20 protein-coding genes and 3 tRNA genes are annotated in these 22,532 nt (G+C 38.1%); 8 read left to right on the top strand and 15 right to left on the bottom strand.

From position 1 onward, the window contains the following. From WFN33_RS12995 to WFN33_RS12985, 3 genes are all read right to left on the bottom strand, one after another. Positions 1 to 666: an amino acid ABC transporter permease gene (locus WFN33_RS12995; RefSeq protein WP_336953513.1), complete on the bottom strand. Its 666-nt coding sequence runs from the start codon at positions 664 to 666 to the stop codon at positions 1 to 3. Then, complete coding sequence (locus WFN33_RS12990; RefSeq protein WP_336953512.1) at positions 656 to 1,315, bottom strand: amino acid ABC transporter permease; 660 nt, start codon at positions 1,313 to 1,315, stop codon at positions 656 to 658. The genes WFN33_RS12995 and WFN33_RS12990 overlap by 11 nt, the downstream gene beginning before the upstream one ends. A gap of 201 nt (positions 1,316 to 1,516) precedes the next feature. Beyond that, on the bottom strand, positions 1,517 to 1,714 hold the full coding sequence (locus WFN33_RS12985) for a hypothetical protein (protein WP_336953511.1): 198 nt from the start codon (positions 1,712 to 1,714) through the stop codon (positions 1,517 to 1,519). Between the two features lie 257 nt (positions 1,715 to 1,971). On the opposite strand from WFN33_RS12985, the gene WFN33_RS12980 reads away from it, so the two are divergent. Further along, entirely contained in the window at positions 1,972 to 2,865 is an 894-nt protein-coding gene (locus tag WFN33_RS12980; protein ID WP_336953510.1) for a hypothetical protein, read from the top strand. A gap of 47 nt (positions 2,866 to 2,912) precedes the next feature. On the opposite strand, the gene WFN33_RS12975 is transcribed toward WFN33_RS12980, so the two are convergent. The 3 genes from WFN33_RS12975 to WFN33_RS12965 form a co-directional block, all read right to left on the bottom strand. Beyond that, positions 2,913 to 2,989, bottom strand: a tRNA-Arg gene (locus WFN33_RS12975). Positions 2,990 to 3,036: 47 nt separating this feature from the next. Then, positions 3,037 to 3,113: transfer RNA gene (locus WFN33_RS12970), tRNA-Arg, on the bottom strand. Positions 3,114 to 3,128: 15 nt separating this feature from the next. Further along, a tRNA-Ser gene (locus WFN33_RS12965) sits at positions 3,129 to 3,218 on the bottom strand. 264 nt (positions 3,219 to 3,482) lie between these two features. Here WFN33_RS12965 and rnr point away from each other — a divergent pair. Further along, positions 3,483 to 5,933 carry a ribonuclease R gene (gene rnr, locus WFN33_RS12960; protein WP_336953603.1) on the top strand — a complete coding sequence of 817 codons (2,451 nt, stop codon included), beginning with the start codon at positions 3,483 to 3,485 and terminating at the stop codon, positions 5,931 to 5,933. Between the two features lie 55 nt (positions 5,934 to 5,988). Here rnr and WFN33_RS12955 read toward each other — a convergent pair whose 3' ends face one another. Further along, positions 5,989 to 6,795 (bottom strand): barstar family protein, encoded by an 807-nt coding sequence (locus tag WFN33_RS12955; protein ID WP_336953509.1) that lies wholly within the window; start codon positions 6,793 to 6,795, stop codon positions 5,989 to 5,991. 60 nt (positions 6,796 to 6,855) lie between these two features. Here WFN33_RS12955 and WFN33_RS12950 point away from each other — a divergent pair, with 60 nt between their 5' ends. From WFN33_RS12950 to WFN33_RS12935, 4 genes are all read left to right on the top strand, one after another. Beyond that, positions 6,856 to 7,491 (top strand): hypothetical protein, encoded by a 636-nt coding sequence (locus tag WFN33_RS12950; protein WP_336953508.1) that lies wholly within the window; start codon positions 6,856 to 6,858, stop codon positions 7,489 to 7,491. A 92-nt stretch (positions 7,492 to 7,583) separates the two neighbouring features. Next, the gene (locus WFN33_RS12945; protein WP_336953507.1) at positions 7,584 to 9,611 is read left to right on the top strand and encodes a M3 family metallopeptidase; all 2,028 of its coding nucleotides are present in this window, start codon (positions 7,584 to 7,586) and stop codon (positions 9,609 to 9,611) included. A gap of 54 nt (positions 9,612 to 9,665) precedes the next feature. Then, the gene (locus WFN33_RS12940; protein WP_336953602.1) at positions 9,666 to 9,875 is read left to right on the top strand and encodes a YheV family putative zinc ribbon protein; all 210 of its coding nucleotides are present in this window, start codon (positions 9,666 to 9,668) and stop codon (positions 9,873 to 9,875) included. A 15-nt stretch (positions 9,876 to 9,890) separates the two neighbouring features. After that, positions 9,891 to 10,334 carry a hypothetical protein gene (locus tag WFN33_RS12935; RefSeq protein WP_336953506.1) on the top strand — a complete coding sequence of 148 codons (444 nt, stop codon included), beginning with the start codon at positions 9,891 to 9,893 and terminating at the stop codon, positions 10,332 to 10,334. 101 nt (positions 10,335 to 10,435) lie between these two features. Here WFN33_RS12935 and WFN33_RS12930 read toward each other — a convergent pair whose 3' ends face one another. After that, positions 10,436 to 11,356 (bottom strand): DMT family transporter, encoded by a 921-nt coding sequence (locus tag WFN33_RS12930; protein WP_336953505.1) that lies wholly within the window; start codon positions 11,354 to 11,356, stop codon positions 10,436 to 10,438. A gap of 163 nt (positions 11,357 to 11,519) precedes the next feature. Between WFN33_RS12930 and WFN33_RS12925 the strand changes: the two genes are divergently transcribed. Further along, positions 11,520 to 12,299: an AraC family transcriptional regulator gene (locus tag WFN33_RS12925; protein WP_336953504.1), complete on the top strand. Its 780-nt coding sequence runs from the start codon at positions 11,520 to 11,522 to the stop codon at positions 12,297 to 12,299. A gap of 58 nt (positions 12,300 to 12,357) precedes the next feature. Here WFN33_RS12925 and WFN33_RS12920 read toward each other — a convergent pair whose 3' ends face one another. The 4 genes from WFN33_RS12920 to WFN33_RS12905 all read right to left on the bottom strand — a co-directional run bounded on the left by WFN33_RS12920 (position 12,358) and on the right by WFN33_RS12905 (position 17,931). Next, complete coding sequence (locus WFN33_RS12920) at positions 12,358 to 14,556, bottom strand: TRAP transporter large permease subunit (protein WP_151956994.1); 2,199 nt, start codon at positions 14,554 to 14,556, stop codon at positions 12,358 to 12,360. Between the two features lie 414 nt (positions 14,557 to 14,970). Continuing rightward, complete coding sequence (gene rrtA, locus WFN33_RS12915) at positions 14,971 to 15,543, bottom strand: rhombosortase (RefSeq protein WP_336953503.1); 573 nt, start codon at positions 15,541 to 15,543, stop codon at positions 14,971 to 14,973. A gap of 66 nt (positions 15,544 to 15,609) precedes the next feature. Then, positions 15,610 to 16,698: a hypothetical protein gene (locus WFN33_RS12910; RefSeq protein ID WP_336953502.1), complete on the bottom strand. Its 1,089-nt coding sequence runs from the start codon at positions 16,696 to 16,698 to the stop codon at positions 15,610 to 15,612. A 975-nt stretch (positions 16,699 to 17,673) separates the two neighbouring features. Further along, positions 17,674 to 17,931, bottom strand: a complete 258-nt coding sequence (locus tag WFN33_RS12905; RefSeq protein WP_336953501.1) for an FAD assembly factor SdhE — start codon at positions 17,929 to 17,931, stop codon at positions 17,674 to 17,676. A 180-nt stretch (positions 17,932 to 18,111) separates the two neighbouring features. On the opposite strand from WFN33_RS12905, the gene WFN33_RS12900 reads away from it, so the two are divergent. Beyond that, the gene (locus WFN33_RS12900; RefSeq protein ID WP_336953500.1) at positions 18,112 to 19,284 is read left to right on the top strand and encodes an acyl-CoA dehydrogenase family protein; all 1,173 of its coding nucleotides are present in this window, start codon (positions 18,112 to 18,114) and stop codon (positions 19,282 to 19,284) included. Between the two features lie 162 nt (positions 19,285 to 19,446). On the opposite strand, the gene WFN33_RS12895 is transcribed toward WFN33_RS12900, so the two are convergent. The 3 genes from WFN33_RS12895 to WFN33_RS12885 all read right to left on the bottom strand — a co-directional run bounded on the left by WFN33_RS12895 (position 19,447) and on the right by WFN33_RS12885 (position 22,528). Continuing rightward, entirely contained in the window at positions 19,447 to 20,937 is a 1,491-nt protein-coding gene (locus WFN33_RS12895; protein WP_336953499.1) for a flavin-containing monooxygenase, read from the bottom strand. 199 nt (positions 20,938 to 21,136) lie between these two features. Continuing rightward, positions 21,137 to 21,502 carry a 50S ribosomal protein L17 gene (rplQ, locus tag WFN33_RS12890; RefSeq protein ID WP_004281488.1) on the bottom strand — a complete coding sequence of 122 codons (366 nt, stop codon included), beginning with the start codon at positions 21,500 to 21,502 and terminating at the stop codon, positions 21,137 to 21,139. 18 nt (positions 21,503 to 21,520) lie between these two features. Then, the gene (locus tag WFN33_RS12885; protein ID WP_336953498.1) at positions 21,521 to 22,528 is read right to left on the bottom strand and encodes a DNA-directed RNA polymerase subunit alpha; all 1,008 of its coding nucleotides are present in this window, start codon (positions 22,526 to 22,528) and stop codon (positions 21,521 to 21,523) included. Between the last annotated feature and the right edge of the window lie 4 nt (positions 22,529 to 22,532).

The raw sequence follows: 22,532 nt of genomic DNA, 5'->3' as shown, positions 1-22,532 counted from the left end.
TTACTCCCAAACTTTTTCTAAATGCGTCGCTAAACGGGATAAGGGATAGCAAATGATGAAATATAAAATAAAGATCAAACCATAAATCCAAAGAGATGCATTCGGAACAATTAACAGCGAATTCTCAATAATTTGCTGTCCAACTTTAATCACTTCGACCACGCCAATCAGCACAGCCAAGGAGCTGGTTTTAATCATACGCGTGAATAAATTGATTGCGCCCGGTGTGACTCTTTTTAAACTCTGCGGGAAAATCACATAGCTCAAAGTTTGCATAGGACTCAGGCCAAGTGCATGTGCAGAATCGTGTTGATGTTGATCTATCGATGTGATGGCAGCACGAACTAGATCGCCCATTTCAGCTGTCCCCCATAATACAAAGACCACAATACATACCAGTACCGCTGAGAGCTGCCAGTTAAACCATGTTGCAAAGCCAAAATAGAAAACAAATAATAAAACCAGAATTGGAATAATCCGAATCGCTTCTAAATACAATCGACACAAACTTTTAATCAGTAAATTTTTTGACGTCATAATGACACCGAAAATCGTGCCAAAAATTGCTGAAAAAAATACTGATATAAAGGCAATTTTTGCAGTAACCCACAGCCCTTCCAGTAATCGTGCAAGATGACTGGGTTGAAACAGATAATCAAATTCCATGGCTCACCTTCCGACTGCGGTATTCCAGATAACTGGTGAGAATAGACACAGGCAATAAAATAATCAGATAAGACATGATCAAGAGAAATAATGCTTCTGTGGTTTTATAATCCATACCAATTAAGTCTTTGGTGACAAACAATAGTTCCACCACTGCAATGGCACTCACCACAGAACTTTCTTTAATCAGAAATAAACAATTTGCACCAATTGCAGGAATTGAAATTGCTAGAGCTTGAGGGAAGATCACATATTGAAAAACTTGCAGTGGATTCAGTCCTATACTTTCACCTGAATCAATTTGTCCTTTGGCCACAGCTTGTAAACCTGCACGAAAGGCTTCAGCCATATAGCTTCCACCTAGAAAAGTTAGACCAATGACCCCACAGGTAAATCCATCAATTTTAATCCCCAGTTTTGGTAAACCGTAATAGAGAAAAAATAACTGAATCAATAAGGGCGTATTGCGTGATAATTCAATGTAAATTTTGACAATTTTGTCAAAGACCCGTACCCGATAGGTAATGAGAATACTGCAAATTAAACCAACCAATATTGCGAGAATAATACTGATGATTGAGATTTGGAGTGTGGTCACCATTGCTGAAGCAAACTGTGGCATCACACTGTAGATATATTGCCAATTCAAAGAAATCGTCCAAAATAATTATTTTATTGTTACGCTCTAAAGCAGAAAAAATGATTTGGAACCATCTTACAGTGAGAATTTTTTCTAAATAAATATGATTATCAGATAAGCTTTTCTATAAAAATAATGCTGGATAATGCTTACTTTTTTGTGAGAAAAAATCAGCGAAGTTAAAATTGAATATTCATCAACCCCAAGCAATTATTCGACATTCACTACGTCTAACAATTCCATACATTCAGCACAGAAGATGACAGATTCATTCTCTAAACTTTGGATTTGCAGTTCATAAACAAACCCTGTCAACGTGCGATTACAGCCATCACACTGTTGCAGGTTGAAATGACAAATAAAATCAACATGCTGGTAAATATAATATCCATCTGTATATTTCTTCATGTTCTTCTTTCTAAAGCTTCGGTTATTTTAATTATTTTAATGTTTTTAGCCCTAGAATAGATGTTCTAATCCTTGCTCTGCGACAGGAATAGACGTGTAAAAAAGGATAAAACTCATTTTATTTAAATTCCAACTCAATCAATCGTGTACTATTATTTCATCAATATTTCTATAAAAATTCAGATAATAAAAGGAAAAAAATGGGACATTACTCAACACTTTTGATTTCATCCGATCTCGATAGAACTATTGGGCAAATGGATGAAAATGAAACCTATCAAGAAGTTAAATACTCTATTCCGTTATTTTGGTTGGCCTTATTTAAAGTTGAAGACATTACCGCTATTCAAGATGAAGATGACTTAACCTATTACGTCTTTCGTGCAACGATCTTAAAAAGCTGTGAAACGTTTAAATCCAGACTCAACATATGGTCAGCACTCTATAATGATGAAAAAGTAGCAATTTTAGCTCAATCATTTTTACAATATTTACAACGTACTCCAACATTTTCAGTCGAGTTAAACATTACTGATATTATGGGAATGATGATTGATCCATTTAGCATAGAAACTAGAAATGAAATGGTGGATATGATCCATTTCATCGAACAAAAACATCGAGATCCCAAAAGTCCATCACCTTCAAAATATTGGCTGCCAAAATCTTTCGAACTTAATACACCCCAAAATCGATATTTAGATATCGATGGTTTTGGAGAGTCTTTACTCCCCTGTTTTGAGGTCGATAAATGGTTAAGTAACAATGAAAAGACACAACAGCCTGTTAAAAACAAACTCAATGCGTCTTTTGATGAGGTCCATTTTTATCGAATGCTGCTATCCAAAGCTGAAATCTCACCAAACAGTTCATTCGGTTTTAAACATCGGTTTTTAATTCTGATGCGAATTAAAAATAAGGAATTACGCAAAAGGCTCTTTCAAATATTTTTCTTTAATGAAATCCTATTTTTCTGTTTATTATGGCTTAGTCTAAGTTTAATTAGCATCTTTTTTCTTTTTAAAATTAGCACTTTTTCCTATTTAGAGATAACTGGCATTATTATTGGGCTTATTGCATTTAGCTATTTTATTTTTCGTAAAATAGCCAAGAGAATCAATATATTCAACCAACTAAAATCATCAATCTAAATTTCAGGTACAAAAAAACCGCAACGTATGCGGTTAATTCTTCAAGTTGGTGCGCTCAGAGAGATTCGAACTCCCGACCCCTTAGTTCGTAGCCAAGTGCTCTATCCAGCTGAGCTATGAGCGCAATACTTGTGTTGCCAAAAGGCATTCGTTACATCATGATTAACTTATTGGTGCGCTCAGAGAGATTCGAACTCCCGACCCCTTAGTTCGTAGCCAAGTGCTCTATCCAGCTGAGCTATGAGCGCGTCATAAGTAATCGTTGGCGGTGAGAGAGGGATTCGAACCCTCGATACAGTTACCCGTATGCATCCTTAGCAGGGATGTGGTTTCAGCCACTCACCCATCTCACCGTAACGAGCCGCCATAATACAAACTAAAACCCGATTCGGCAAGTGATGACATTAAAAAAAATAGAGAAATTTACTCAATTAAATACTTTTTAAGCGATTTTCATCATTTTGTTGTTTTTTTATGCTGCAAAACAATCACAATCTACAAATACAAAGAAAATTTCTCTAAAAATTAAATTAAAAACACAATATTGCAATCAATTACGTGCAGTATTCCACTGTATGTCTTATGCTAATCCTATCTTCTGACTAGAAACCAAATACATCATGAAAAATTGGGTCGATCCTGAAGCCAAAGCTGAAGCTGAGCGTTACGACAATCCCATTCCAAGTCGTACCCTTATCCTAGAAATCATTGAACGAAAACAAGAAGCATTGTCACATGCAGATCTTGTTGAACTGCTTGAAATTGTCGATCAAAAAAGTATAGATGCGCTCAGCCATCGTTTAAGTGCAATGGTCCGTGATGGTCAATTGATGAAAGATGGTTTTAAATATCAGCTGATGGCCGATCAACCTACCCTAGACGCTACTGTTTATGTCAACGCTAAAGGTTTAGGCGTTGCAAGCTTAGATGGGAAGAAAGATGAGTTCCTTCTGCCTGAGCGCGAATTACGTCAAGTCTTCCATGGTGACCGCGTTAAAGTCCAACAAACTTCTGTAGACCGTAAAGGTAAAGCTTGGGGCTATATTACTGAAGTGACTCAACGTCGAGTTAAACAACTGATCGGTAAAGTTGCAGAATTTGAAGGTGAATACTTTATTCAACCTGCACCGCCCAATGCGCATCAACCCATAACTTTAGAAAAAGAACTGATTGAACATGCCAAAGCCAAAGTCGGCGATGCATTACGTGTTGAAATTGATGACTATCCAACACGAGATGAATTTGCGACAGGTCATGTGATTCAATCAATGGCGGATAAAGCCGATACTGAAATCATTATCCCGCAAACCATTTTAGAATATGGTTTACCTTATGAATTCCCAGAAGAAGTCATCAAAGAAGCCGAAGCGTTTAAAGAACCCTCTGCAAAGGATCGTCAAGGTCGTATAGATTTACGAGATTTGCCTTTAGTTACCATTGATGGTGAAGACGCACGTGACTTCGATGATGCAGTCTATGCTGAAAAACGCCCTGGTGGTGGCTATCGTGTCGTTGTCGCAATTGCAGATGTCAGTCATTACGTCCGTGTTGGTAAACCTTTAGATGATGAAGCGCAAGAACGTGGTACATCCGTGTATTTCCCACACTATGTATTACCCATGTTGCCTGAAGCACTTTCAAATGGCTTATGTTCTTTAAATCCACATGTTGACCGTTTATGTATGGTGTGTGATTTAAATTTAAGTCGTGCTGGTAAAGTGACTAAATTTGAATTTTATCCATCAGTGATGCATTCAAAAGCACGTTTAACCTATACCCAAGTTGCACAATATTTAGATGGCGACAGCAATGCGATTCCTGAAGACCGTGATGTCCGTAAGTCAGTTAATACGCTCTACCAATTGTATGAAACTTTAAAAGGTTTACGTGCACAACGTCATGCAATGGAATTTGAAACCGTTGAAACCTACATGACTTTTGATGAATTGGGTGGAATTAAAGAAATTTTACCGCGTTCACGTAATGTTGCGCATAAGCTTATTGAGGAATGTATGTTGCTTGCTAACGTTGCAGCAGCAGAATATTGCTTAAAAAATGAAGTTCCAATGTTGTATCGTGTGCATGAAGCACCAGAGTTTTCACGCATTCAAAAAGTAAAAGACTTTGTAAAATTATTGGGCTTTAAATTCCCTGACCAACCGACACAAGCCGATTATCAAACGGTGATTGAAGCAACCAAAGATCGTATTGATGCACCGAGTATTCATGCGGTGTTGTTACGTTCAATGATGCAAGCCTACTATGGTCCAAAAAATGTGGGGCACTATGGCTTGGCTTATGAAGCATATACCCATTTCACTTCACCAATTCGTCGATACCCTGATCTGCTATTACATCGTGCGATTAAAGCCAGTTTAACCAACAAAAAGTATCCTCTTTCAGGTGCAGCATTAGAAGATGCGGGTGAACATTTCTCTGCAACTGAACGCCGTGCAGATGAAGCTTCGCGTTCGGTTACTTCATGGTTGAAATGTCACTATATGCAGCAACATTTAGGCGAAGAATTTGTTGGTGTGATCAGTGCAACCGCTGAATTTGGCTTATTCGTAACCCTAAAAGATTTATATGTGGATGGTATGATTCACGTGAGTCAATTGGGCGATGACTACTTTGTTTATGACCAAGTTAGTCAAAATTTAGTTGGTCAAAATCGTGGTCAAGCCTTTGGTTTGGGTGACGAAGTCAAGATCAAAGTTGCTGGGGTTAACCTAGAAGAACGTAAGATTGATTTTGAATTGTTACAACAACTGTCGCATGCGGGCCGTGTAATCCGTAGTCGTGCACCACGTGTTGCAAAACCCGTTGCCAAAGAAGAAGTTTTTTCTGAACGTCCTGTCAAAGTTAAATCTGAATCTGACAGTGGGAACGCCAGCGAAGATGGGGAACGTCCCATTCGAAAGAAAAAGCCCAAAGGAAAACCCAGCTCTTACAATAAAAAACCTGGAAAAAGTACTGCAACTCAGCCTGAAACAAAGGCTAAAGATAAAGTGAAGAAAAAGGCTAAAGCAAAAAAGAAGAAGTCGAACGCAAAAGCAAAGACTGAGTAATTTTGACTTACCGCAAAATCAGAGAGTTTCGGCTCTCTTTTTTATCATTAAAATTTTAAATTTGAATATTTAAAATGGCATCCTCTTTGAGTAGCTCAACCAAATAATTTAAATCATCAAGGCAATTAAAATTCAGCTCGGAACTTTTAAAATTCTTCCAAGTAATATTTAATGGCCTACAAATGGGTCTTAAATTTTCTTCTGTTAAACAATTGCTTAAAGCTGAGGTGTTATATCCCATATAACCCAAAATGCCACAAACTTGTTCCCCAATATAACAATAAAGATCACTTTCCGAATGTATGTAGTTTCCATCTAAAATAATATGGCTAACTTTTGAGATACTTTCATTTATGTGTTGATTGAAATTAACCTTATAAGCAACATTTAACCAACATTCCTTTTCAAACTCATTTAACTCAAACCATTGTTTTAGAGAAATTTTATTTTCAGAATATTTTTTTAAAAATTGATTTTGTTTTAAGAAAAATGTAGTTTTTTCACTTAATGATGGCTCCTGGTATTCTTCATCTCCATCATAAGTAAAGTCATAAACGATCAGATCAGCATTCTTATAATTAAACTCATAAGAAAAATCTAAATCGTTAGAAAATTCTTTGTCCCCCACCCTCAATTCATACGTCAAAACAAAGTAGAGATGGTCTATTTTTCTACGTCTTTTCAGTAAATGCAGCTTATCCATTTCATCTAAAATTTTAGAATTTATGCAATTTTTAAAATTAATTTGATTTGCCGTTAATTCAAAGTCATAAACCTCTATCAAATAAATATGTTGCTCTTCTGGTTCTTGTTCAGGATCAAAACTTACTACTTTTAATAAATACTTTTCTTGTACCCTCATAGAGTCTTCCTTGTTTTATAATGCATGCATAGCGACTCAAATAACTCTAGAAATAACAGCATGAAAATTAAAAATATACCATCACTCTTAATCCTGTTACTCAGCTGTGTAGCTTCTGCTGAAACCATCACTTTTAAAACCCAAACTATTCCCCCTAAATACACAAACTTTTCAGGAAATATTCCCTTTATCCAAGGCAAAGGTTTTGAAAAAATCAACCAACAAATCACACACGAACTTTTGGCAGATGATGCTACACGTATCGACTTTAGTTCAGGAAAGATATATCAGGATCAAAACTATTTAAGTGTTTATACCCATTTAGAAATTGAAGGCGGACAAAGCTATTATCGTGAAAAGTATTATGTGATCGATTTAGAGAATAGACAGTTCGTAACATTGCCACAAATACTGCAAAAATATCAATTGTCCGCAGCGCAAATCTCAAATGAAATTGCTCAGCAACTTGACCCATGTATTGAAAATAAAACCGCAACGCTTTCTAAAACGGCTAATGACTGCGATAGCGCAGATCTGCAATACCTATACCGATACTATGCTGAAGATCGAAATTTTATTGCGCTAAAAAATGCAAATGGCTTTTATCTTAAAAAAGATATTTTAGGCATCAGTTTTGATGCGGGCGCATACTCTATCCCTTTTGAATACAATTTGAAAACCAAACAAGTCCATTAACATCTGTGTTAATTTTATTGTCACACCTTGATTTCCCCTGCCAGAAGCCCTACATCTATCTACAACTTAAGAAATGATTTGGCATAAAGCTCATGACACTAGAACAGGCAACGTTGCCAGTACCGCAATTTGATCAAATTAGTTTAGATCAACTCAAACAAAATATTGAAAAAGCCATCCAAGACGGTCAAAACTTTTTAAATGACTTGGTACAAGTCCCTGAAAGCATTCAACAACAACTTGCAGTGATCGAAAATGTAGATTCACTTGAAAATAACATGAGTGAATCTTGGGGAATTTTGTCACACCTCAACGCAGTGATGAATAACACTGAAACGCGTGAAGTCTATCAAGACTTATTACCAAGTTTAAGTGAATACTACACTCAGATCGGTCAACACGTTGCTTTGTTCCAAACTTATCAAAATGTTTATGATCATGCGATTTTTAGCGACTTGCCAACGGCGCAACAAAGTGCAATTAAACTGGCTTTACGTGATTTTAAACTTTCAGGTGTTGCCCTTGAAGGTGAAGCTAAAAAACGCTATGCAGAAATTTCAGCACGATTATCACAACTGTCTTCTGATTTTTCTAATCATGTTTTGGATTCAACCCAAGCCTATAGCAAAACTTTAACCACGGATCAGCTTAAAGGTCTACCGCAAGGCAGTATTGAATTACTCAAACAATACGGTCAACAACGCGAACTAGATCAGCCTGTTGCTACCTTAGATATTCCATCTTATTTGGCCATCATGACCTATGCAGAAGATCGTGCGCTCCGTGAAGAAATCTATCACGCTTATGTTACACGCGCCTCAGATCAAGCCAGCGATACGCAATTTGACAATGCACCCGTAATGGTTGAAATCCTCAGCTTACGTCAGGAAATGGCCAAGCTTTTAGGTTTTGACAATTTTGCAGAATATTCGCTTGCTTCAAAAATGGCACCCGATGTGGCCACTGTTGATCAATTTCTGGTTGATTTAGCAGAACATGCACGTACACCTGCATTAAATGAAATCGAAGAACTCAAAACTATTGCCAAACAAGATGGCATAGATGAGCTAAAACCTTGGGACAGCAGTTATTATTCTGAAAAACTAAAAGTTCAGCAGTTCAACCTTTCTCAGGAAGATTTAAAACCATACTTCCCTGCGCCTAAAGTGATTCAAGGCTTATTTAATGTGGTCAATCGTTTATATGGAATTCAAGTTATTGAACGCCAAGCACCACTTTGGCATACAGATGCCCATTATTATGAACTAGAAGACCAAGGCACTGTGATTGGTGGCTTTTACTTTGATCTCTATGCGCGTAACGGTAAACGTGGTGGTGCATGGATGAGTGGTTTCCGCTCGCGTATGCAAACCGAAACGGGGTTACAAAAACCAATCTGTTATATGGTTGGGAACTTTACCCCACCTGTCGGTGACCAACCTGCCCTATTAACACATGATGAAGTGAATACCTTATTCCATGAGTTTGGTCATGGCTTACACCATATGTTGACAGAAGTGGACAATATTGCAGTTGCTGGCACACATGGTGTTGCATGGGATGCAGTAGAGTTACCTAGCCAGTTTATGGAATTTTGGACATGGGATACTGAAAGCTTGGCTTTAATCAGTGAACATATTGAATCTAAAAACACACTTCCTGAGCATCTTTTAAAAGCATTACTCGATGCTCGTTTCTTCCAGTCAGGTATGCAAACTTTACGACAAATTGAATTTGCACTGTTCGATTTAACCATTCATAAACTTACACCTGCCCTAAATGCTGAACAAATCCAAGCAACTTTAGATGATATTCGCCAGAAGTATGCAGTTTTAGCAACAGCACCTTATAACCGCTTCCAGAATGGCTTTAGCCATATTTTTGCGGGCGGTTATGCTGCCGGTTATTATTCTTATAAATGGGCAGAAGTTTTAGCAAGCGATGCTTTTGACCGCTTTGAACATGAGGGTGTGTTTAATACCCAAACTGGACAAGAGTTCCGTAAGGCAATCCTTGCAGTTGGCGGAAAAGATACAGCACTTGATGCATTTATCAATTTCCGTGGTCGTGAACCTAAAATAGATGCATTATTACGTCATCAAGGTTGGACGAATAGCTAAAAAAACGCTTAAACTAACGGCCAAAATTGTTTAAAGTGTGGTGGGTGTATGAATATTAGACGTCGTTTCATTGCTGGTGCAAAATGTCCAAAATGTGAAGCGATGGATCGTATTGTTATGCTCACCCAAGACGATGCGGAATGGATTGAATGCATCGAGTGTGGATATTCTGAAAATCGCCCTACTCATGTAGATGTGCCTGAAGAACCTGCTATACCTGATGAAATTGGGGTCATTCAATTCAAGCCTCGCTCTTCAAAATAGATCGGACCGAATAAAATGCATATAGAACAAAGAAACAATTCAAAATTAATGTGGATTATTGCTGGTGGTTTGGGGGCAGTTATCGTTTTAATTGCTATTTTTTTCTGGTTAAATAACACCTCTGAAAGCACCCAAATCAATGAGCAATTGAATCAACCAACACCTACTACGAAGAAAGTGGAAGCAACGGCTCCGCCTGTGGCAACGCCTGTTGAACAAAGTGCTGCTTCAGAGACTGCCAATGTAGAATTGGTCAAAGAATCCATTTTAAAAGATAAAATCCCTGAAAATACCAGTTTAGCTAAAGAAGAAGTGGCTAAACTAGAAGATATCCAAAAACAACTCGATGATCAGCAACAAAACCTCAAGTCTCAACATGCCGATGCAGATCAATTGATTAAACTTAAGGAAGAGCAAATCAAGCTACTTCAACAACAAATAGCTGCACAAAATCAATAATTTTTGCCCATACGCAAAAATGACGATCTGATACCAGAAAAGCCTTAACCTATTTATAAGTTAAGGCTTTTTTCAATTTCAACTATAGATCCTCCAATATTTTAAAGTGAGTCAAATGATTGCTGTGTTGATTTTTTCCATTGGATTGGCTTTTGGATAATTTGCGCCAATAAAATTCCACAGAGTGTTAAACCACCACCAACCAAATGAAAAACTTGTAAATGTTCACCCAATAGCACTACGGCAATTAAAGCTGTAAACACTGGCAATAAATTCATAAAAATACTATTTTTATTGGGTCCCAAATGTCTTACACCTTCAATCCATAAATAAGACAATAAAATCGATGAGAAAATACTGGCATACAAAATCAAAGGAACGGTCTGTTGATTCAGTTGCATTTGCGATGCGGGTAAAAAGATAAAAAACGGCAAAACATATAAGATGGCAAAGGTCGACATGACAAAATTCGATTGCCATGCTGGGATCGGCATTTTCCAACGTTTTAACAGCACACCATATAAAGCGTAGCCGATTGCGGCAAGCAACATCAAGCCATCTCCAAGATGCATACCTTGGCTAAAAACTTGGGCAATATGCCCATGACTCAATAAATACAAAATGCCATAGAATGATAAGAAGCCTCCGATTACTAAGCCGTAGCTAATCTGATCTTTTAAAATCCATGTACTTAAAATAATCGTCAATAATGGAATCAATGCCGTCACAATCGCCATATTGGTTGCTGTCGTGGTTGTCGCTGCTTGATAAGACAAAAATTGGAATAAGGATACAGAAAGAAATCCACCTAAAGCCAAATGTTTCCAATACTGGCGAATAATATGGCGATTTTTCCAACTGGGAATCAATACAAAAGTACTCATCACCGCAAGCGCAAAAACCAAACGATAAAATGTAATCGCTATAGGTGAAATTGCATGGCTTGCCATTTTAGATACAATTACATTTCCAGCCCAAAATAAAATGGCGAACAATGGGTAGAAATAAGCTTTTTGAAACATGCTGCTCTGCCTATACAGAAAGATTCAACCATGTTAAAAAATAATCATTTTGAACTTGTACGATAAAATGACAATAACTATCGCATAAAGGACATTATGATTGAGAACTAAGCAATTCCACGAAGGTGTGATTGGCAGTGCCATATTGATTGAGGACTAAATCATGGGAAATAATTATGATCATGGATTTTTAGATTATCCAATTTATGCTTTTACTGAAAATTATTCCCATGGACATATCGAAGATTGGCATAGCCATGAACGTATCCAACTGATTCATACGCTTTCTGGTGTTCTCCGTATTCAAACGGCAGAAGGAACATGGGTCACGCCACCGGGACGCGGTGTATGGATTCCAGCATATAAGGCCCATGCTCTTCTGATCAGTGGTGATGTACAAGCTTATGGTGTATTTATTGAGCCAGACGAACGTTCAAAATTAGTCAATGAGTGCCGTGTCGTCACGATCTCTCCCCTTTTAAAAGAACTTATCCGCTCAGCAATGCAGATACAATCGACGATTCACCCACAAAGCCGTGAAGCACGATTGCTTGAATTGATTTTAGATGAGATGGAACTTCTTCCTGTTCTACCATTTAGCTTACCTGAGCCACAAAATATTAAATTGCAAAAGCTTTGTGCTGAAATCAAACTTGATCTCAGCCATACATGGACACTCGAACATGCCGCCCAATTTTTACATGTTAGTTCGAAAACCCTCACTCGGCATTTTCAGAAAGAAACCAATATGCATTTTAGTCATTGGGTACGGCAGGCAAGGCTAATGCAGGCCATGACTGATTTGGCAATGAATAAATCTATTTTCAATGTTGCACTTGATTTGGGCTATGACAGTGCCAGTGCATTTAGTGCCATGTTTAAACGTGAAACCAGTTTAACGCCGAGTGAGTACATTCAGCAGTTTCAATTTAAAGATCACTAAATCTATTCAAAGCCACAGACAGAAAAAAAGCGCCCGAAGGCGCTTTTTAGACATTCAATTATTTACTGGCATACCAGTCAAACAAGTTAAACATGTACGGCGCATAGGTCACAATCACCAATGCGGAGAACAGCACCACGATTGGCAAGATCCAACGCTCATAACGATAGTAGAAGCTTGTATATTTGGCTTTTGCCTCAGCATCGGCGGCGGCAACTTCTGCATCACCGACCGAGAGCCTGGTCAGTAAATGGTTGAGCGCAACTGGTGGCGTAACATAACCAAACTCAAATGCAACCAGTACAATCATCCAGAAGTGAATCGGATGGATACCATTTTCAAATGCAACTGGCGCAATCGTCGCAGCAACAAGAATCACCGCACCAAATGGATCTGTTGTCATACCAATTAATGCAAGTAACAATGCCATAAAGCCAAGTGTCACCAAGATACTACCCAAATGCGTTGGCACCATGGTCACGATCTCACTGCGTTCAATCAGACCACCAACACTTGCAGACAATGCCATTAGAATAATTAACGCACCAATATGACCAACACTTTCAGATGTTGCAAAACGAATTGCGCTACGGAAGCCACGTTTCGTTTCAGCGGTATCACCATGCTCACGTAAGTATTCAGAATTTTTTTCATGCTCTAGAGCAAGTGCTTTATTTGGGTTTTCTGGTATCGGTAATTTATTACCAAATAACTTATCAAATAAAATAAATGCCAATAACATGATTGGAAGAATTACAGGGGCAGTAAATTCATCCATTTTCGTGTCCAGACCAAACTGATAGAAGCCAATTACGACAGCAACAATCAAGATATATGGAAGCACAGGAACGAAAGCACGCAACATACCAGGGACAGCAGTTTTCGGTGAGTTAATACGGAACTTATTCTCAGCAAGGAATAACGACACCCCTAAGAAAATAAATGCGGTTAACCAGAATACATAAATACCATGATCAAATAGCTCGTCTGAAGTTACATGACGGCTATCCAACATGGAAATTAAGATCACCAATAGACACGGACGTAATACAACACCCAGTGAACCTGACATTGCCGAAACAGCAAGTGCATATTGACGACGAGCACCTGAATTCCACACTTCTTTGTAGATAATTGCACCAGCAGCAACAACGAAGATTCCCGAAGCGCCTGTATATGCTGTTGGAATTGCAGCACCGATCAAAATGATCCACGTCAATGTTTCAGGCGCTAAGTTCCAAGGACGAAGAATCGCCAAGAAAAGATCCATCACACGTGTTTGGGTCAATAACATACCCGCCCAAATAAACAGTGCTAAATTAAGGAAGATATTTGAAAATTCAGTCAACAAGCCAAGGTAAATACCTTGCCCCATTGGGTAGTCCATAAAGAAAGTAAATGCAATACCTGTCACAATTGCCATAAAGGCATATAAAGGTATGCTCAGCAGCGCAAGGCCAAATTTACCGCCTTCTTCAGCATTTTCTGGGGTACGGAATAATTTAAACAGGCTGATGACTGTCAAGACAACGAACAGGATCATCCATAACCAATAGACCCCAATCGTTTCAAGGGTAGATTCAACACCAGAATTGAGTACTGAACGATATTGGCTAATGACCGAGAAGCTCAGTAAGGCATTCCCCAGTACCATCGCAATATTATAAACTTTAAAATCAAGCTTAGTACGCGCTGGACGTAGCCCAATATGATGCATCTTCAATGATGCTGTAATTGCAGCAATCACCACCATCAAAATCAGAATGAGTACACGATGTTCAGAGCCCCATTTTAATATCCAGAAGAAACCCGTTTCCATCGAACGATATGAACGAAGGGATGGATGATCTTCCATATGTTTGATCGATTTATCATAGAACGCATATTTCTGTTCACAATCCGTTTGAGCTGAAACGAATGAAGCGCGAACATCTGCTTCTGGCGTTAAACCAAAAAATGCCGCATCAGGATCACTGGCTTCCTGTTGCATTTTTTCTTTGACAAGCTTATCGATATCTACATTGCGGTCACATGAAGGTTTGTTGGGCTCAGCACGTAAAAAGGAATATTGCATTCCTATTTTTTCGTCTCCATATAGGCGTTCACCTAAACGAAGCATTTGCCCATGAATCATATCCCCTGTCCCAATGATCAAGGTCAGGAGAAGCAGAATAAGGATGGAAAAGGTTGAGAACCACTCATTCCAGAGATAACTGAGTAGACCTAATCCCGATCTATTATTTACAGGTTCTTGCATTGTTATTCCAGTTTTTATAACCAGTGTACAATCGCTTGCACAGCTTATCTTTTATTATTAGGTGAGAGGTAAAATCCTTTACCAATACCCATTCCTATCATCACCACTCAAATTTGCCCTAATTTTCCTAAGAAAAACATGACAAAGATTAATTTTTTTGGCGAGCTTTTTGTCAACTCATCTATAGTCTTATCATTAAATGTGAAAAAACAACTAAGTACTTATATTTTTTACAACTAAAATTGATGTAACATTCACATAATTAACCACAAATGAGAATCAGCATCCATTCATTACAAAGCATTCATTCAAATTTTTTTTAAATATATTTACGCTTCTATGTGCTTAACCTCATCAAAATAATAAAATTTTATAAAATAATACTTCATGCAAATAATATTCTTGATTCATTTTCTATTTCATAACATTAAGTCGAAAAATTAAGCTCAAGATGGCACAAATACTTCCAAAAATCACCCCAAGCAAATGCGCTTGTATTAAAACAGGATGACCAATCAATTGTTCAGTTTGTAGTGCACCAAAAAAATGTTCCCATGCGATTTTGCCTAAAATGCATAACAATACGATGAAAGCAAAATTTCGTTCTGGCTTTTCTTTTAAACTGACGATTGCACAAAATACAAACAGACCATGAAGAATGCCAGACAAACCTGCATAAGCAAAAATATGAGGATAAATCAGATAAAAACAGAGACTGAGTAAAGGCGGTAAAATAAGCAATAAAGCAATAAAAACTTTCTTTTTAATGTTTGGAAATAAAAAGGGTAAACAAGCCAAAGCCAAAACATTTAAAACATAATGAATCCATCCCACATGAACCCAATGCCCTGTCCACCAGCGCCAAGGCTGGCTTAAAAAAACATCGTGCTGATAAATGAAATGAGTTTGAAAAAGCTGAAGAATTGCAAAGAAAATGATACTGGTTGCAATAAACAATATATTTTTATCTAACTTGTGTTGTTCCATGCTACACCATAAAAAAAGAAGAGCTGTCGCTCTTCCTCAATTCTAACCAATTCATGCAATTGAATACTATGGATTTGCTGCAGGTTCGTCAGCTGAAGCACTTGGCTCTTCAGTCGGTGCAGGTAAATCATTAAATAATTCATCATCACCCGTAGATGCTTGTTCATCCCAGAATGTGGTCATTCCATCATCTGCTGCACGAACACCGGTATGTTCAGTCCAATAACGATCTGCAATGCCTTGAACCATTTGACCCGCCATACCATCTAACAATCTAAATTCAGGGTTTACTGGCTTATCATCTGCTCGCGATGCGGCATAAGCTTTTAACGCCGCTCTTAATTTAGCATCATCACCACTAGCTTGTGCTGCAACAGCATTCATTGCAAATGCTAAACGAACACCTTTCTGTTCTGCGATTTGCATTGATTGTTGTAAGGTCTGTGTTGGATCAGGCTTACCATCTCCTGCACCTGGTAACAATATCCAAATCACTGCACGGGTCGCCATTGGGGCACCCCAGAATTTGTTATTGTCTAAACATGTCATACCACGTTCAACAATCGCAGCAATATCTTTCGGTACATTGACTGCACCACCAGAGTTAATGTCATTGGTCATCGATTGCAAACCACTGAGCATACCGATTAAATAGATGGTTTGATCCAAGTCCTTACGCATGGTTGGACAAGAATCACCTAAAGTATATTTATATTTTGCCTGCCAACGTTCTGCAAATAGTTGATAGCCCGTGTATTGACGTTCTGCGGCAAGAGCTGCCCAACGTTTTTGTTCTATACGAGCATCTTGAGCTTCAGTCACTTTACCGTCTTTTGAAGCCCGTAAATATCTGAGTTCTGCATCCAAAGCACGATTTTCTGCACACATTCCCGCAGCTGAATATAATAATACTGCCATACGGGTTGGGTCAGCCCCCATATCTTTTGTTGCCATAATTGCTGGTGTTAAGGCGTTGCCTGAGTTGCACGCCATATCTGTATCATTACCTGCCAAAATGGGTGGGACGATATGTTTCTCACTAAATCCAAGCGCAACATTGGCACCTGATTTTACAACATATGAACAACCTGATAACACAGATGAGGCAACGACAGCGGTCAGCATCAATTGACCAAGCTTGTGGACCTTAGACATACTTCCTGTCCTCTATATAATTGTGTTTATATCCCTTTTAAAATAACAATATCAGATGCAATCTCTGAATAACAGAGTAATAGCTCTAATTTCATCTGAAGAATTTGCCACAATATAGAAAGTATTCAATTGACCTGATCTAGTTTTTATACAAATTTTAAGCAAAAAAAAGTAGCATTGCGACGGTTCAGCACATGCTACTTGTTAAAAGGTAAACTCTTTAAGAGAGTTTATTCGTTTTAAGTCTTTTAAATTTGCTACCGTTAACACTGTTAGCGTTAGCTTTCTCGATCTGTTCCCTCAGCATAGTTCCTAGTCTTCCAAATATAATTGCAAAAACAATTGCAACCACTAAGAACCAAAACGTATGAATTTCACCCATTTGGAAATTCCTCCTCGCTGTTGGTGATTTTAATTTACATGCAAAATCAGATTTTCACAGATAGAATTGTCGGACAATCTCATAATTGCGCTATTTTCTATATATTTGGTCTAACAATGAATATTCAATAAGAAAAAATACAAATAAACTACTGTTTTATTTAAATTAAATTAAAATTATATTTTTTATATTTGTCAGACAATTAACTTAGCGTGACCCGAGATTTCAAAGATTTCCACTGTATTGTGCTTAGTTGATCTTGCCAAATAATTAGACTTTTATTGCTTTCCTCACAAAAATACACCGCAATATAAAATTGATGATCAATCATTTTCTGAATTTGTATATGATGAATTTGATTGGAATCCTCATATTGTAAGCTCCAATGCTCTAAATCAAAATGTTCCAAACTTCGGACTTCTGGACGCATTCTAAATATTTTTAGACTAAAGCATGCCAGCAACAGCAATAATACACTTGTCCATACAGTTATAATGGAGCACAGCACAATAAAAATAACTGTTAAACACAAAAGCTGAAAACCCAGTGCAATACGACTGGGTTTGAATTGATATCGTTGGTGAGTTTTTACCTCATCCGTGGACATAATCTTTAAGTTTATTAATCAAACCTCTAAGTTCAGGTCGAGGCGGTTCTGAAACTTCCATAAACCAATCCAATAAATCTGGGTCTTCCTGATCAACTAACTCTTTAAACAAGGCTTTTTCTTGCGCACTTGCTTCTAAGTAATATTGTTTTACATATGGGTCAAAATATACATCAATTTCTTTTAAACCGCGACGAGCACGATAAATCACTTTACGTTCTTCTAAAGTAAGTTCTTCTGACATCATTTTCCCCCAATGGTTAATTCTGACTTAGTTTACCTGATTCCCGATCAATTTCTCGCTAAATTCTTTTAAATGACCAAATTCATCATTTAAAAGTGAGTTTTGAGCATTCATCTCATTGCGACAAATAAGCAATTCACATAATTTCAACTCACTAAAACTCATATGGATATTATAAAAATGCAATCAGGTGCTATCCGACCTTTAACCAATATGTTGCCTCGTAAATTGTTTGATTCCGATCACGAAGCTTTTCGTGAAACAGTACGTAAATTTTATGAAAAAGAAGTTGTCCCAAATATTGCTAAATATGAAGAACAACAACATGTAGATCGAGATTTATGGAACAAAGCAGGTGAAATGGGTCTGCTCTGTGCAACCATGCCTGAAGAATATGGTGGTTATGGGGTAGATCGCCTCTACAGTATGATTCTGATTGAAGAGCAAGCTTATGCAATGGATTCTTCTACAGGTTTTTCTTTGCACTCGGATATTGTTGCCAACTACATCAACAACTTTGGTAATGAAGAACAGAAAAAACATTGGATTCCTAAAATGGCTTCTGGAGAAACAGTCACAGCCATCGCGATGACAGAACCAGGAACAGGCTCAGACCTACAAGGCGTTCGCACTACTGCTGTTTTAGACGGGGATGAATATGTAATCAATGGTTCTAAAATTTTTATTACCAATGGTTATCTGTGCGATATGGCAATTGTCGTATGTAAAACAGGCAGTTCAGAGAAAGGTTCTGCCAACCTATCTTTGATTATCGTTGAAGCTGACCGTGCTGGCTTTAGCAAAGGAAAACCACTCAATAAAATTGGTATGAAAGGACAAGATACTTGCGAATTGTTCTTTGAAGATGTTCGTGTACCAAAAGAAAATTTATTAGGAATGGAAGGCATGGGGTTTATCATGCTGATGAAAGAGTTGGCGTGGGAACGTATGCTGGTTGCGATTATCTGCCAAGCAGGCGCAGAAGCAGCGCTAGCACATACGGTTCAATATACCAAAGACCGTAAAGCGTTTGGTAAACCAATCAGTGCTTTTCAAAATACACGCTTTAAGCTTGCTGAAATGCGCACAGAAATTGATTTCTGTCGTGCTTATCTCGATCGTTGTATGGAATTACAACTTGAAGGCACTTTAGGTGTTGATGCCGCAGCTGCCGCAAAATACAAAATTTCAGAAGTATTCTCCAATGTCGTTGATGAATGCCTCCAATTACATGGCGGGTATGGTTATATGCTGGAATATCCAATTGCGCGCGCTTATATTGATAATCGGGCAAATCGTATTTATGCAGGTACAAACGAGATTATGAAAGAACTGATTTCCCGTTCTTTATAATTTATTTGAACACGGTTAAAGGAGCTTTGGCTCCTTTTTCTATCACTAACCATTCTTTTAAATCAATTTTCATGTCGCAATAAAATAAGGAGCTTTCGCTCCTTATTTATTTCATAGTTTCTTTATTTTGCTATTGCTTAGTTTAGTGATTTCTAGGCTTGATTAAGAAACCAGTTTAGGCTTTTTTTCAAGTTGTGCTTCACGCTTATGAAATTTTAAAACTCCATCTTCAAACTTAGCATTTTTGAGTTCTTTGCGATCTGCTAAATAGTTATTCGACACTTTCCAAGGTGCATGCTTACCTTGCTTAGGCATCACATCTGCCGCACGGGCAATATAACCTGAGCTTAAACTGCCCATCACCGTATCTTCCATCAATTCAGTTGCATCACCTTGAGGAATAACTTCATCATAGCCTTTCTTGTCCATATAGTTTACAAGACGGCAAATATACTCACCTGCGATATCAACTTTTAATGTCCATGATGCGTTGATATAACCAATGATCATTGCCATATTTGGCACATCGCTAACCATCACACCTTGATACAACATATGCTGTGAAGTATTCATCGGCTTATTATCAATTGTAGCTTTGATACCACCCAAGATTTGGATTTCTAACCCTGTTGCTGAAACGATGATATCCGCATCTAAATGTTTACCAGATTTTAATTGAATACCCGTGGCAGTAATTTTCTCAATTTGATCTGTTTCAACACTGGCTTTACCAGAACGTAAAATTTTAAATAAGTCACCATCTGGCACAACACATAAACGCTGATCCCACGGATTATATGTTGGGGTAAAGTGTTTCATATCCACTTTACCTTTTAATTGCATTTCAATCGATTTGAGTAAGAACTTACGTAGTAACTTCGGTTGTTTTTGTGCAAGCGCATAAATCCCGCGTTGCATGCCAATATTACGTGCGCGGGTTAACTTATATGCCACATCTTCAGGTAAAACCTTACGCATTTTGTCATAAACAAAATCAATAGATGGAATTGAAGCAATATATGTTGGTGAACGTTGCAACATGGTCACATGCCCTGCCCCACCTTTTGACATAGCAGGAACCAAGGTAATAGCTGTTGCACCACTACCAATAATCACCACTTTTTTACCCGAATAATCTAAGTTTTCAGGCCAAAATTGTGGATTAATAAATTCGCCTTTAAAATCATTTTTACCAGGGTAGTCAGGCTGATAACCTTGATCATAATTATAATAACCAGTACATCCAATGACAAAATTTGCAACCCACGTATTGAGTTTTTTATTTTCATCTTCAATTTGTACCACCCATTTTTTAATTGAAGAATCATAATTTGCAGTACGTACACGCTGATTAAAATGAATTTTATTTTTTAATTTAAATTCGTCGACAACTTCAGCAACGTAGCCTTTGATTGAAGCACCATCTGCTAATACATTGGCTTTTTGCCATGGTTTAAAATTAAACCCAAAAGTAGACATATCTGAATCGGAACGAATACCCGGATATTTAAATAGATCCCAAGTACCACCAAAGCTCTCGCGACGCTCAATAATTTCAAATGAACGTTGTGGTGAGTGTTTTGAAAGATGTGCAGCTACACCAATACCAGAGATACCTGCGCCAACGATAAGAATATCAACTTGCTTTTCCATGTTGTTTTTATAACCTTTTTAAGAGTACTTTTTTATTAAAGCACAAATCTGACAATACGCAATGTCAAGTTTGCATTTTTCTGACGAAATTTAAGTCAATTTGGGACAAAACCATAAATTGTCCAACAAAAAGGCACAAAAAAAGGCCGGTGAAACACCGACCTTTTTCGAACAACCGATTGTTCTGTGACGTGAGTAATTAGTTTACTTCACGATCCACAAGTTCTACATAAGCCATCGGTGCAGCATCACCTGCACGGAAACCAGCTTTAAGAACACGTAGATAACCGCCGTTACGTTCTTTGTAACGAGGGCCAAGAACGGTAAATAATTTACCAACTGTTGCTGCTGAACGAGTACGAGCAAACGCCAAACGACGGTTTGCTACAGTATCGTTTTTAGCTAAAGTGATTAAAGGCTCAGCTACACGACGTAACTCTTTTGCTTTAGGCACAGTTGTTTTAATTAACTCATGCTCAAACAAAGAATTAGCCATGTTTTGGAACATCGCTTTACGATGGCTGCTGGTACGGCCTAATTTCACACCACTATTACGATGACGCATGGTGATAGTCCTACTTAATTAACGGCTACGATAGGCGAAACGATCGTCCATACGGAGACTAGCTGGTGGCCAGTTCTCTAAACGCATGCCGAGCTGTAAGCCCTTAGAAGCCAGAACATCTTTGATCTCAGTAAGCGATTTTTTACCAAGGTTAGGAGTTTTAAGTAACTCAACCTCAGTACGCTGTACTAGATCACCAATGTAGTAAATATTTTCTGCTTTCAAACAGTTAGCAGAACGAACAGTAAGCTCTAGATCATCAACTGGACGAAGCAAGATTGGATCAACTTCTTCACGTGGCTCTTGAGCAACTGGAGCTTGATCTTTCTGAAGATCAACAAAAATTGCAATTTGTTGTTGCAAGATTGTTGCCGCTTTACGGATAGCTTCTTCAGGATCTACAGTTCCATTCGTTTCAAGATCAATGACGAGCTTATCAAGGTCAGTACGTTGTTCTACACGAGCATTTTCAACTGTGTAAGAAACACGTTTAATCGGGCTATAAGAAGCATCTAACTGTAGACGACCTACAGGACGCGTTTCGCCTTCAGGGAAACGTGAGTCAGAAGTTTCATAACCACGACCTTGAGAAACTTTCAAGCGCATTTTTAATGAGCCTGAAGCACTTAAAGTACCAATCAAATGTTCAGGGTTAACCACTTCAACATTATGTGGTAAACGAAGGTCAGCAGCAGTAATATCGCCAGGACCTTGTTTTTCCAATGTCAAATATGCTTCGTTTTGATCGAACAGCTTAATAGACAATCCTTTTAGGTTCAGCAAGAGCTCGACGATGTCCTGCTGCAAGCCTTCTAAAGTACTGTACTCGTGCTCGACACCCTCTATCTCTACTTCAACCACGGCTGCGCCAGGCAAAGAAGATAATAGGATGCGACGTAAAGCATTACCAAGAGTATGACCAAAGCCACGCTCTAATGGTTCAAGAATCACTTTTGCCGAGGTCCCGCTTGCCGCTTCGACTTTGATCGCTTGCGGGGTTAGAAACTCGTTTGCAGTACGCGTCATTATT

This window comes from Acinetobacter sp. AS167 (assembly GCF_037152175.1).
GTDB lineage: Bacteria > Pseudomonadota > Gammaproteobacteria > Pseudomonadales > Moraxellaceae > Acinetobacter.
Note: the sequence above shows the minus strand (reverse complement) of the source record. Positions and strands in the feature narration are given on the sequence as shown.